Origin of the sequence: Vibrio sinus (genome assembly GCF_023634645.1) — a bacterium.
Classification (GTDB): domain Bacteria; phylum Pseudomonadota; class Gammaproteobacteria; order Enterobacterales; family Vibrionaceae; genus Vibrio; species Vibrio sinus.
Genome location: NZ_JAMKMR010000003.1, coordinates 244,287 through 257,104, shown reverse-complemented (window position 1 = coordinate 257,104; position 12,818 = coordinate 244,287). Strand labels below are relative to the sequence as shown.

At 42.8% G+C, this 12,818-nt stretch carries 14 protein-coding genes; 8 read left to right on the top strand and 6 right to left on the bottom strand.

All coding sequences use genetic code 11. The features are described from left to right. The 7 genes from M9194_RS05070 (at position 1) to M9194_RS05040 (ending at position 5,771) form a co-directional block, all read left to right on the top strand. Complete coding sequence (locus M9194_RS05070) at positions 1–879, top strand: type II secretion system F family protein (protein ID WP_250611550.1); 879 nt, start codon at positions 1–3, stop codon at positions 877–879. Positions 880–903: 24 nt separating this feature from the next. After that, positions 904–1,698, top strand: coding sequence for a tetratricopeptide repeat protein (locus M9194_RS05065; protein ID WP_250611549.1), 795 nt, complete (start codon positions 904–906; stop codon positions 1,696–1,698). A 3-nt stretch (positions 1,699–1,701) separates the two neighbouring features. After that, positions 1,702–2,202 (top strand): TadE/TadG family type IV pilus assembly protein, encoded by a 501-nt coding sequence (locus M9194_RS05060; RefSeq protein WP_250611548.1) that lies wholly within the window; start codon positions 1,702–1,704, stop codon positions 2,200–2,202. Then, positions 2,183–2,734 carry a tight adherence pilus pseudopilin TadF gene (gene tadF, locus M9194_RS05055; protein ID WP_250611547.1) on the top strand — a complete coding sequence of 184 codons (552 nt, stop codon included), beginning with the start codon at positions 2,183–2,185 and terminating at the stop codon, positions 2,732–2,734. The genes M9194_RS05060 and tadF overlap by 20 nt, the downstream gene beginning before the upstream one ends. Positions 2,735–2,737: 3 nt before the next feature. Beyond that, positions 2,738–3,985, top strand: coding sequence for a pilus assembly protein TadG-related protein (locus M9194_RS05050; protein ID WP_250611546.1), 1,248 nt, complete (start codon positions 2,738–2,740; stop codon positions 3,983–3,985). A 68-nt stretch (positions 3,986–4,053) separates the two neighbouring features. Continuing rightward, positions 4,054–4,725, top strand: a complete 672-nt coding sequence (locus M9194_RS05045) for an OmpA family protein (RefSeq protein ID WP_250611545.1) — start codon at positions 4,054–4,056, stop codon at positions 4,723–4,725. 65 nt (positions 4,726–4,790) lie between these two features. Further along, positions 4,791–5,771, top strand: a complete 981-nt coding sequence (locus M9194_RS05040; RefSeq protein ID WP_250611544.1) for a phosphatase PAP2 family protein — start codon at positions 4,791–4,793, stop codon at positions 5,769–5,771. A gap of 453 nt (positions 5,772–6,224) precedes the next feature. Here the strand turns inward: M9194_RS05040 and M9194_RS05035 are convergent, their stop codons facing one another. After that, positions 6,225–6,977 (bottom strand): SDR family oxidoreductase, encoded by a 753-nt coding sequence (locus M9194_RS05035; RefSeq protein WP_250611543.1) that lies wholly within the window; start codon positions 6,975–6,977, stop codon positions 6,225–6,227. Between the two features lie 146 nt (positions 6,978–7,123). Between M9194_RS05035 and M9194_RS05030 the strand changes: the two genes are divergently transcribed. Further along, positions 7,124–7,645 (top strand): hypothetical protein, encoded by a 522-nt coding sequence (locus M9194_RS05030; RefSeq protein WP_250611542.1) that lies wholly within the window; start codon positions 7,124–7,126, stop codon positions 7,643–7,645. Between the two features lie 131 nt (positions 7,646–7,776). On the opposite strand, the gene fabA is transcribed toward M9194_RS05030, so the two are convergent. The 5 genes from fabA to M9194_RS05005 all read right to left on the bottom strand — a co-directional run bounded on the left by fabA (position 7,777) and on the right by M9194_RS05005 (position 12,812). Beyond that, the gene (gene fabA / locus M9194_RS05025; protein ID WP_348772032.1) at positions 7,777–8,280 is read right to left on the bottom strand and encodes a bifunctional 3-hydroxydecanoyl-ACP dehydratase/trans-2-decenoyl-ACP isomerase; all 504 of its coding nucleotides are present in this window, start codon (positions 8,278–8,280) and stop codon (positions 7,777–7,779) included. 26 nt (positions 8,281–8,306) lie between these two features. Next, a complete protein-coding gene (locus M9194_RS05020) occupies positions 8,307–9,125 on the bottom strand; it encodes a helix-turn-helix domain-containing protein (protein ID WP_250611541.1) in 819 nt (272 codons plus the stop codon). Between the two features lie 178 nt (positions 9,126–9,303). Beyond that, positions 9,304–9,612: a hypothetical protein gene (locus tag M9194_RS05015; RefSeq protein ID WP_250611540.1), complete on the bottom strand. Its 309-nt coding sequence runs from the start codon at positions 9,610–9,612 to the stop codon at positions 9,304–9,306. Between the two features lie 238 nt (positions 9,613–9,850). After that, the gene (locus tag M9194_RS05010; RefSeq protein ID WP_250611539.1) at positions 9,851–11,317 is read right to left on the bottom strand and encodes an NADH-quinone oxidoreductase subunit N; all 1,467 of its coding nucleotides are present in this window, start codon (positions 11,315–11,317) and stop codon (positions 9,851–9,853) included. Beyond that, on the bottom strand, positions 11,304–12,812 hold the full coding sequence (locus M9194_RS05005) for a complex I subunit 4 family protein (RefSeq protein ID WP_250611538.1): 1,509 nt from the start codon (positions 12,810–12,812) through the stop codon (positions 11,304–11,306). Before M9194_RS05005 ends, M9194_RS05010 begins: the two co-directional genes overlap by 14 nt. Positions 12,813–12,818: the final 6 nt, after the last annotated feature.

The following is a 12,818-nucleotide window of genomic DNA, read 5'->3' as shown; positions in this document are numbered from 1 at the left end:
ATGATGAATAATCAGATCGCCTTATTCTTCGCACTATCCCTACTCGTCTTCGGCGGTTGGATTATTGGCGCTATGCTTTTAAAAAGCATCCGGAGAAAAAAAGCACTCAATAAATTCGCGGGTAAAGGTCTAGGCGATAGCGATGGAGAGCGAGATGGGTTTGAAAAGTTTGAGCAGTATATGCCCAAAGTCCTGTCAGCGAACAAAGCAGATATCGAAGATATGTTTAAGTCAGCGGGATACTATGACTTCAAATTTGCCTCGTTATACATGCCAGCAAAATACATCTCCGGTGCACTTGGCGCTGGCCTAATTTTAATGCTTGGCCCCGACAGCTGGTCAAATGCCGCCTTGTATATTACTTGTGGTATTTGGCTTGTTCTGTGTATTTCCGTACCAGATATGATCATCTCTGACAAAGGTAATAAGCTGAAGAAAAGAGTTTCAGCCCAACTACCTTACATGATCGATTTGTTGGCAATGTGTGTCAAAACAGGGATGACGATAGAGTCTTCACTCAAATATCTGGCTGAGGAAATGCAAGGTTTTGACAAGCATTTGTCGCATACATTGAGCAAAATGAATACTCGCTCTCGTATCGTAGGCTTAGATGTCGCTTTGGATGAGTTGTATCAACGTATACCCACCAATTCAATGCGAAGTTTTACCATGACGTTAAAACAAAGCTTGCACTATGGTAGTTCGATATACGAAGTGCTAACTACACTGTCAGCCGATATTCGTGAAGTGACCTTACTCGAAACTGAAGAAAAGATGGGTAAATTGGCCTCTAAAATCTCGATTCCTATGATTTTGTTTCATATGTTTCCGATTGTCCCTTTAGTGGTAGGCCCACCGATAATGAGATTCTTTTCTTAGACCAAATTCTATAAGTATTTAACTATGATGACATACAAAAAACTTTTGGTATGCCTAGCCATACTATTAGCATCAGGATGTGCTTCAAATCCGGTACAAAACGCGGATTTAGCAAAGGAATCTGCTTATACAGTAACGAAAAACTATAAAGGATTAATCAATCTTTATAGACAAGAGTTGCAAAAGAAAGATTCAGACTCAACCCGTATCAAGTTGGCGCAAGCTTACCTTAATTACGGGGATCCTGGCTCTGCAGTTTTTGTTATCGCACCAGTTAACAAGAAAAAGCCTTCTGTATCTTCACTCATCATTCAAGCCAAAGCTCAGCTTGAGTTGGGCGAGGCGAATGCGGCATTAAGCTCTGCTATCGCTGCAAACAAACTTGATAAGACCAATGGCGAGACAGAAAACCTGTTGGGTGTTATCTATGCGACCAAGGGTATGTATCCTAAAGCCAGACAAGAGCTTAACTTGGCAAGATCGCATTTCTACAATGAAATCAAAGTGACCAACAACCTGGTCGTGTTGGATATTTTGCAGGGTAAATATCAACAAGCCATCAACCGCATCATGCCGCTGTACAGAAACGATCAAGCTGATAAACAAATGACGGCGAACCTGATTCTAGCGGTTGCAAAATCAAAAAATCTGCAGCTGATGCAGAGTCTGCTTGAGCCCAAATACAGCGACAGAGAAATCGCTCAACTTTACCTAACACTGCAGTCAACAAAAGAAGTGTCTTTGGTTAAGCAAACCAATACTAGCCAGACCAACAAAGCTCCAACTAAAGCGGCCAAGAACAAAAAGGGAAAAGGTTAAGTAATGAGGCCATTCAAGCGTAAAACTCGCGGTTCTGTGTCCATAGAGTTCACGTTGGGCTTTCTTTGCCTGTGGCTCATCATGATGCTATGGGTCGAAGTGAGCTATATGTCGTATGTGTCTTCGGTAAGCGATCTGATTGTGACCCAAGCCGTTCGTGAAGCCAAAGTAACAGACGGTAACACTGACTATATGAAAGTGGTCAACGAAGTCATTGATAAAAGTAGCTCCTATTGGGCAAATGTTATTGAGCCAAGTAACTTCCGAATAACCATACAGTACCTTAGCAGTATGAGTTCGCTTGAAAGTGTCACTAACCTATGTTCCATACCTACGAACCAAAGGTCGGTGACATGCGGTGACCCAACAGATAGTCCTATTGCCATTTACCATGTGGACTACAAGTTTCAACCCATTACTAAGTTTTTTACTTTTACCTCGGGCTTATTTAGCCGCGAGATGATAGCTGTACAGGAATACCAACGTGATAAAGCTCAATACTAAAAAAGCACAACAAGGTGTGTATGCCATTGAGTTTTCCTTGATGATGTTTTTTGTTGCAATGCTATTGGTATTCAGCGAACAACTCGTTGTGCAGATATCCCTCAAAGGTCAGCTCGATCGACTGTCGTTTTCCTTAGTGAGCCTGCTAAGAGAAAGAGCGCAATTATATGACAGCAATGAAACTGTTAGTTCAAGTGACGCGGATGCTATTTACACCATCGCTAAACACTCACTAAAACGAACGTTTGACACGTACCAAGATAAGAATCTCGGCGTATATATCGAAGGAATGACGTTCGATGAAAACAATAACAATGCGCCACATGTTACTCACTTTACACGTGGTCAGTATTCTTGCCGTCCCAACAAAACAATCAGTGGATATCAAGATCTTTCTGTTGTGACGAGTTGGTCGAGAAAAGCCCCTTTGTACCGAGTCACTCTGTGCTACAAAGGCGTCAACTTTTATGGTTATAACTACGGTGGTGACTACAGCGCTATCGATTCATCTTCTTTTTCGATAGGTAGATAAAATATGCATCGTAGTAAACATAAACAGCAAGGCGTTGCGGGTATCTTATTTACCCTACTTTTATTGGGCATGATAGGTTTTCTTGCATTAGCAACAGATGGTGCTCGTGCATTGCAGACCAGAGCAAGGTTGGATAACGCATCTGAAGTGGCTTCCATTGCCGTTGCCGCCCTCAATGACGCCAACATAGACTCGGAAGGACCAGAGTCTGGTAGTAAAGTAAACCGTGATCTGGTTAAAGATTATGCAAAGGCTTACGTGCCGTATATCGACTCATTTCCTTCTCTGAAAATCATACGCTTAGACTGTGAGAATGTTAACTCAAATTGCTTAGGTGGTTTGGTCGATGGATTTCAATATCAAATCAACATATCCACAACGCAACAGTCTTGGTTTAAAGGCACGACTGATAAGCCGAAGATGGATCAGTACTTTACAACGTCAAGCGGTGCTATTTCGCAGAAAGACCAGTCACCAGCGGATGTGGTTATTGTGGCAGACTTTTCTGGCTCAATGAATTATCCACCTAATGGAAGCTATGGCGAATCAAAGTTACAAATTTTGAAACAGGTAATCGCTGAAGTCGCAAAAGAGCTGACCAATACAGATCCAAGAAACACGTTAGGATTTACCGCCTTTGACAATTACACAAGAACCAAAACTAGTTATGGCACTAAAGCGGTTGATAATCTCGTGTATCGAAACAATGCAAGAACAGAATTAGATGTTAATGGCACGATAAACGATATCTTTACTGAGGATAAGTATGAGCTTGATGGCTATTACGGCTATTACTACGATATCCCATCGACACAACCCCGAGATGTTCCTGCAATCGTAGACAGCTTCAGAGCTGGAGGCTCTACCGCGTCGTTCCAAGGTGTTATACGAGGCGCTCAACTTCTAAACGACATCAATAGAAACAAACGAAAAATTATGATCATCATTTCTGATGGTGACGACAATGGTAACCCTCCTGGTAGAAGCGGCAACGTGTATAAAACCTGGGGCGAGGAACTAATGGATACGAACCAGGGCAACATGTGCCAAACCATCCGTAACACTTTTGATAGTAACGGATACGAGACGACCATGGCTTACATCGGATTTAGTACAACAGCAGACACGACCAAAGCACTTGGTCAGTGTGTTGGTGCCAATAATATTTACGAAGCGGATGATGGCCAAACAATGGTCAACGAAATATTAGGCATTATAAACGAAGAAACTGGACACCTAAGAAAGTTATAGTCCGTTCAACACAAATGAATATGTCTCTATTTTTCTAGTAGATACATAACTATATTTAAGTGGTAATTATGAAAAACATTTATTTAATATTGCTGATGGCGGCAACTCTGCCATTTACAACTCAAGCAAAAGACGCACCTGATTTAAATAAAGCTTTTAGCCTATACTGTGGCTCTAAGCACGGTGAGTTTAAAGAACAAATTATCGTAGGTGATGGCACTGAGCTTAAGCTCAATCAAGGGCCATATAATCAAGTTCAGATGCTGAATAAAGTATCACCAGATAAATATTTAATTCAAAGTGTGCTAAGTGAAGATTCATTCAGCCAGCAAACTATCAACAAGCAGTGTGAAGAGTATTTACTAAAAAGTATTATCTCTGAGCACCAAAGTGTTAGTGTTTCTCAGAAAGGCAAAGTACTGGCGAGAGTATACTTCTCTTTCAACAATTCAACGCTTAATAGCCGCTCTAAATACGTATTAGATCAGTTAATTAAGTCCATTAAAACGAACAAACACCCACTCAACGTGGTCGGGAATACAGACTCTATCGGCAGCATCGCTTACAACGCTAAGTTAGGCCAAAAACGCTCCGACAGTGTAGTGAAATATCTGGCAGATCACGGTATAGACCCAAGCTTACTTACCGCAAGTAGCGATGGTAAAACTCACCCGATTGCCAGCAATAAAACGGCAAAGGGTCGAGAGAAAAACCGCCGTACAGACGTAAAACTCAACTAATTTGATACGCATGAAATAAGAGAATATGGAATGTGGCCATATTCTCTCAGGTAATCACGACTATTATGACGGCTTTAAAACAAGACATTAGCACAGCCAACAACAATATTGGCTGTGCTGACAACAATGTGCACAAATCATTATTCACTTATTTGGCCGAGACGTATATAGATGCAAATCCCGCGCAAAAAATTACGCTGTTTTGTGTCCTATTGAGCTTACTCCTGATGGGATTCAGTTATTTATATAATAGTGTTTCCACACATTATTTTACTGAGCCCAAGAGTTATCTACATTCAATAGCCGCGCTGGCCTTTTTCGCAGCTATCGCTGTGTTTGTTGGTTACTATAAAACTCTATTTCCCACTTCTCGCAAGCCGATTCTTTTGACTTGCGTGTTTTTATGCGTATTTGTTGTCATGTCGTTAGCCGCCATACTTAGGTTGACACCCCTTCCACCAATAGACAATTATTTGTTCCACTTCGACCAACTCATTGGCCTTGACCAGAACCAAATTATTAACGCGTTTTTCCAGCACAAGTACCTCGTAATATTCTTCGGCCTTGCCTACGCTTCACTAACGATTCAGTTAATTATCTTGCCCGTATCCTTATTTATCTTCTTTAAACAAGAACATTGCGAGCGTTTCATCGCCTACTTTGCGTTGGTGAACTTCATAGGCCTTGTGATTTACTATTTTTTCCCGACAGCATCTCCAGCCAGTATTCTAGACCACAAGTATCTCGTTGACGGTCAAATAAACTTAGCCCTTGAGTTTAAACAAATTCACCAGGGCATAACCCCAACTGTGGTGGGTGCGGGACTGATAAGCTTCCCATCTTTCCACATTATATGGGCAACACTGTTGACCTATACATTTAGAAAAACCAAACGGGTTTTCTATCCACTACTGGTCATCAATACCCTACTGACGGCATCTACTTTTTTGTTAGGCTGGCATTATTTTGTCGACATTCTGGGCGGCTGGGCTGTGGTTGCTTTTGCAATCTGGTTTGTTGATAAACAATACTCCTTCAGAAAATGAAGAAGTACAGCAGGAAGCGTGACAATTTGACCCAAAACCAAATCACCTCAATTTTGCAAAATATCTTCGCGTTGCTGCACGGCTGCTGTTCATTTTCGGTTAAGAAATGGATGTGATAATACGCGGGAAAGCTCAAGTGAACTCATGAGGCTTAAGTTTTGCATAGGATGCTTAAGACATGCGTAAGGATCTCACGCTTTACTTTGAAGTAGGTAGATCATATGTTTGATATGCAGTTTTCTGAATGGGTAGTGTTTATCTTATCCGTTGCAGGGTTAGGGGCAGGAGTATTCTGTGTAGGAACAGTCGTTATATTCTCAATCAGATTCATCAGGCGCAGCCTGAGAAGTCTTCGGCAGTCCCACTGGAAAGGAGCGAAATCTGAACAAAATAGCCAAGTTTAACACCCTAAAAGCAAAGGACTGCTCTACAACAATAGCACAACTCGTCTGTTCAATACCCTCGGAAAAAACCACCATCAACTAGAATATTTTGCCCCGTCATATGGTCAGCAATAGGACCTAACAGCGCGATAGCAGCATCAGCGACTTCACCCACAGTGGCGTACTTCTTTAATGGAATGTTTGCTACTTCATTTTCCATCAACGCCTCAAATGGCAACCCTTGATTACTGGCTTTTGCTTCCAGTTTGCTGATATACGCATCCGTCATCACTCCTCCTAAAGACAAAGTGTTAACTGAAATACCTTTTGGTCCTAAAGCTAATGACATGGTTTTTGCCTGCCCTAACCATGTACTTCTAAGGCTGTTATTAGCAGAATAGTGACTTAACGCTGATTTTGAACTGAGCCCAGAAACAATCACAATTTTCGCCTTTTGAGCGAAGGTGCCGTTCTCTACGAAACATTTAAGTAAACCCAATGGCTTAACAAAATAGTTTTGTAACAAAGAGCACCATTCATCATGTTCGGGGAATACTTCACTTGTTGCCTCAATACGGGGCAAAATAAGGACAAGATTATCTAATTGGCCAGCACCATTAATACGCTCGCTGCAAAGTTGAATGCTGCTTGAATCAAAAAAGTCCAGTGCATACTGCTCGGCACGTTGCCCTAAATCAGCGTTCAATTGGCAAAGTTTAGTTTGGTTTCTCGCAGCCAATAGCAGTTGATCTGTATGCGCAAGCTTCTTCGCTATTTCCGAGCCAATTCCACTGTTGGCACAAGTAATGAGTGTTCGCTTCATTGTCATACCTTTGTTATCTATGTATTCTACGATTGCAACTACGTGATTGATACGTGTACTATTTAGCATCAGTCTAAGCTGTACAACCTTAGTCTGAAACGCTTAAGATAACTCATTTTACGTTTAAAATTAAAGGCTTTGTCTCTATGCAGTCAACTCAACAACCGAATCTAGCGAAGGAAAGCGTTGCCGCTCCCAGTCATGGTTTTTGGATTGCTAGCTATGTATGGCTATCTATTCTGTCATCGGTTGTTGTTATTGGGCTTGCTGTCGAGTCTACCCCGCTCCTTCATTGGGTCCAAAACCAAGTGTTGCTTGCTTCACAAATGATGGAATCGACCATGGCGAGTTTCTATGGGTTATTCTTGAATATGGGCGTAAACCCCAATCAGGTGATCCACCAACTACAACAGCTCGATAGCACACCTTTTGTCATTCCTACCAGCATGCTAGTTATCTATAGCCTACTCTCCGCAATCAATATTATCGGATGCCTTGGTATGTGGTACTGGCGAAAATGGGGGGTTTACGGCGTTTATGTCAGTATGCTTCTTGGCGTTCTGGCAAACTATTACACCGGATTTAGCGTCGTTAGTTTCTTTTTCACCCTACTCAATGCCTACGCCCTGTATGCCATTGTCCGCGGCCCTTGGAAAAGATTCGCATAAAACACCCTCACCTATCGGTTGGCGAACATTAGTGATTGATCGCTTTTTCCTTAAAGCAGAGAGTGTTAAGCATTCCCTCAGTGTGTTTATGGTGTATGTCCTTTTGATTTCTCTTAACTTTTTAGAGTTGGTTATCCCTTAATAAGCCCAACTTTAAGGTCTATTGCTTGATAAATAACATTGCCTTTATGGATCACCTGCCCATCGGCGATTCCTAACGGCATTGGCTTTGTAAAAACACGTTTAATATCTAGCCGATATTGAATTTGGCCTGCGTCAGGGTATATTTGCCCGGAAAATTTCACCTTGCCTACTCCTAAGGCGCGGCCTTTTCCTGGCAATCCAGACCACCCTAAGAAGACACCTAATAACTGCCACAAAGCGTCAATCCCCAAACAACCGGGCATCACCGGATCTCCCTTAAAATGACAATCAAAAAACCAATGTTGAGGGTCTATTTTTAACTCCGCATCGATTGAACCTTTTCCAAAAAGCCCTCCACTATTGGAAATATGGCTCACCTTATCCACCATTAGCATTGAAGAGTTAGGTAGCTGGGCGTTACCCAAGCCAAAAAAGTCACCGTTGGACATAGACAAAATTTCTTGATTCGAAAACTGCATCGTTACCTCCATTACTTGTAGGAGGACAGTTTTGCAGATTACGTTTGGATACTATTGTAAAAATCGGACCCAAAACGGTTAAAAAAGCGATTTGGGCTGCATGAAAAATGTTTTTTGAAATCTTTTAACAGATGAGATTGGTCATAATAGCCCAGTTCTAATGCCATACTTGAGGAGCTGGTTCGTAAAAGGTGTAATTGTTTGCAAGCATGTTGTAGCCTAATCGTTTGCATAAAGGATTTTGGGCTCAGCCCGGTATACAATTGAAATAGGCGACTCAAATGTCGGCTGGTACAACCAACATCATTAGCCAATGCGCTAATTTTATTTGTTCCGCACGACTTATATATCAAAGAAAGTGCATGATTAAATTTCACCGAGAGCTTTGATGTATACTTTTTCAACAACCAATTTTCGCAAATAGATGCCCGTTCATAAAAGTGGTTAGTTCGATAAATGGCGGCACAAAGGTCTTCAAAGTGTGAGAAAACAAATTGCTTGCTGTTTACTATTTGCTCCGAGAACTCGGACAGATCTACATCAAAAAAACAACGTAGCGCTCCAGGCTTAAACTGAACCCCGAAATACACCCCGCCTTCTAGTAACTGTAGGTCAAATGCGCGTTTATTCATGATCCCAACCTTAACTCCGATTGGTGATATAAAAAATGCCTGGGTGCCATCTGGAATGACTGGGTAAGGTGTTGGCTTGGTTGTGTTTACCTGCAAGTACGAATGTACCACACCTCGAAGTGCTCTTGATGGCTGTACCTGTTGTATCGACAACCCAAAGCTTTTTAAACCCGAGCTCGTTAGCGTAGGCTGAAACGGCTTATACAATTCAACACCCGAATTCACTTGTTAACCTCTGGGCAGCGTCGTGATGATAGCCTTTGTGTACTATAAATAAACATATTTGGACTCATAGATAAGATTTGGGGGGGCAAAATGAGAGCAAACGTTCAGGTATATCGTTAGAGTCTAATGCAACTGACAAACTTTTTCACTACGACAGCACCTAGATGCATCTAGTAACTTAATGCTTGATTTTAAACGCCATTGGCACGGAAATCGCGGACTCCGTAATACGCTCAACTTCTTTACTTGTACTCTGTTGGACGTCACTTTCCGCTAACACCGACACAAAACTTGATACATTGCCGCTGTGTGCGACAAGCTGTCGAATGTGGTTAAATGTTGCTGTGTCGCTTTCTACATGATTATCAAAACGGACTAGCTTACCTGCGATAGACAATGAACCTGTCATTGCGACGCCTTTTGCAGAGGTCAATTCTAAAAGGTGCTCGAGGGCGAGCTCAATAGCTAATTGGTCTTTGGTTCTCATACTATTTTCCTAAAACAACTAAAAGAAATAGCTCACTTTGACGCGGAATATAGACTCAAATTAAAGCGATTCGGGCCTTCGCCCGGAAGTTATTATTAATAAAAAACTATGGCACAAAATGTTATATGTGTCACTTTTTGCAGTATTCTTCTCTCCAAGCCGCTAAATTTGGGAATAAAAAAGCCCCACCGTTTTTGGTGAGGCTTTCAAACTCGAACTTATTGATATCTATATAAATTTAGAACATAAAGTTCAGTGCGTATTGAGCAAAGATACCAAACGCCAGTGTACCGATTGCACAAACAGCGATAACCGCTGCCGGGCCAAATGCGACAGGCTGAGCAGTTAGGCTACCATCATTGTTGACAGTCACATCGACAGACGTTTCTTCTGACTCTTGCTTAGCAAATAGAGCAAGCAAAATTCTTAGATAGTAGAATACTGAAACGGCTGAACCCGCTACAGCTAGTAGTACAAAACCTAAGTGGCCATTCGCGTAAACGCTTGAGAACAAGAAGAACTTTGCAAAGAAGCCTGCTGTTGGTGGAATACCAGCTAGAGACAATACCGCAATTGCCATCGCCACACCTGCAAGAGGGAAACGGCGGCCAAGACCACGGTAACCGGCAAGATCACCTGATGGGTTGTACTTGCCAAGCATTGTGATAACCGCAAACGCAACCATATTCATGATGGCGTAGCTGAAACCATAGTATGCCGCAGCACGTACTGAGTGTGCCATTGACGAAATGTCATTTGGAACCACACTTGCCAATGCCATCATCACGTAACCAAACTGAGCCACTGAAGAATAAGCAAGAATGCGCTTAGCGTTGCTTTGTCTTAGTGCTAGCAAGTTACCCAATACGATGCTTAGGAAAACTAGTGCCCAAAGTACGCTTTCTAAGTGATACCAAATTGGTGCAATCTGAATAGCGAAGTGAATCAGGAACGTCAGCATAGCAATTTTCGCAATACTACCGATAAACGCCATTACTGGAGAAGGTGACGCCTGGAATACGTCTGCCAACCAGCTATGGAAGGGTGCCAACGCTAATTCAAATGCAATACCAACAATCAAGAATATCATACCCATAATCGCTAGAAGTGGGATTGCATGAGCGCCGCCCATCGCCTCTGGGATCTGGTCGATAACAAGTGTGCCAGTACCGAAGTAGATAAGCGCAATACCGAACATAAAGAACGCCGCTGCAACCGTTGCGGTAATCGCATACTTAACGGCACCTTCAATTGCGCCTTTACGACGAGGGTTCCAAGCAACTAGCGCAAACATTGGGATAGCTACAGTTTCCATACCGATGAATGCCGCGAGCAAGTTCGCTGCAGAAACCAGTAAGAAAGTACCTAATACCGCAATCAATACTAAACCGTAGAATTCTTCATCTACGTGTTTGTTCAGCGCTGGGTAATTTTGTGCAAGAAGAATTGTTGCTAGACCACCTGCAGCGAACAGCTCGAACGCTACTAGCACAAAATGATTGATGGTGACAAAGTTTTCAATGGTTGCTTCGCTACCAAACAAGGTTCCAACTTGGAACATGGTGGCGAGAAGAACAACGATCGAACCAACGTATGGCACTTGATTGTTCTTTTTGCCCGGCAGTACACCGAGCAATAGAACGATTAACGCACCTATACCAACGAAAGCATAAGGCAATACATAGGTTAAATCATGGAGTGACATAAATTACCCCTTTCGTAATTGCATGAATCACTGATACAGGCTTAGCTGCAACAAGGTCAGACGTAGAGTGCGCCATAAGCTGTAGTAGATAGTTAGGATCAAGACCAACCCAGAACAAACCAATTGCGATAACAGCAGCAATCATTTTTTCGCGAGCTGATAAATCAACGATACCACGAGCTAAGTTCTGCTCAGAGATAGGTCCAAGCATTGAACGGCCATAGGCTTTCAAGAAGTAAACCACACCCAACAAGATTGAGAATGCTGCAACACTTGCCCATAGAGGCGAAGTACTAAAGCTACCTGCTAGTAATAGGATCTCACCTGAGAAGTTAGCCAATCCAGGGATACCAACACTTGCTGCAATTAGGAATACTAGGAAGACTCCGATACCAGGAATCACCTTGTATAGACCGCCCATTTCAGCCATGTCACCTTCGTAGCCACGAGATTGAAGCATACCAACAACCGCGAACAAACCAGCAACAGATAGGCCGTGCGCAACTAGAACAAGTACTGCACCGTTAAGCGCTTGTAGTTGCCAAGCAAAGATAGCAAGAACAACAATGTTCATGTGGCTCACACTCGAGTACGCAATCACACTGCGAAGGTCGCTTTGTCTGAATGCTAGGAATGCACCGTAAAGTGTACCAATTGCACCAAGTGCCATACCGATGTCAGCAAGCTGATGCATCGCATGAGGGAAGATCGCTAGGCAGAAACGTAGGATACCGTAAGCACCGACGTTCGCCATCACACCTGAAAGTAGCATAGTAACAGCTGGGTTACCTTCACGGTACGTATCTGGTGCCCAGAAATGGAATGGGAAACCAGGCACTTTAATCATGAAGGCAATCAAGAAGCCAAGAACAACAGGCATTGCCAGCTTGCCAACCATAGGGTGACTTGCTAGGTAGAAGTAATCGAACGTCATATGACCCGTTGTATGTGCATTAGCAATGTACAACGCAATCAATGAAACCAGCATCAATAGTGAACCTGTGATGGTCACAATCATAAACTTAAGTGCTGCTTTCTTAGTGCCTTTAGAGCCCCAGAAGCTAAGCATAAAGTAGATTGGGATCAACATCAGTTCCCAGAACACGTAGAACAGCAATAGGTCTAGTGCTAGGAATGCGCCGATAATACCACCTAGCGTAGCTAGCATCAGTGGACCAAATGCGTTCCAACGGTCGACCTGTTTCCAAGCCGTCATGATTGAAACTAGGAACAACGCACAACTTAGGCCGATCAGGCTTAAACTAATGCCGTCCATGCTGAGCAGGTATTGGACCCCAAAGGCAGGGATCCAGTTAAGACGCTCGGTCATGGAGAAGCCATGTACATGGCCAGAGGTAAATATCCACGCCACCATCAAACTTTCGATGACGACCGCAGAGAGCGTCAGCGAACGAGCTAGCTCAGGTTGTTTGCGACAACCTAGCCAGATCAGCACTGCAGCAATCAGCGGGAAGAAAATCAATAAACTAAGCATAAGTTA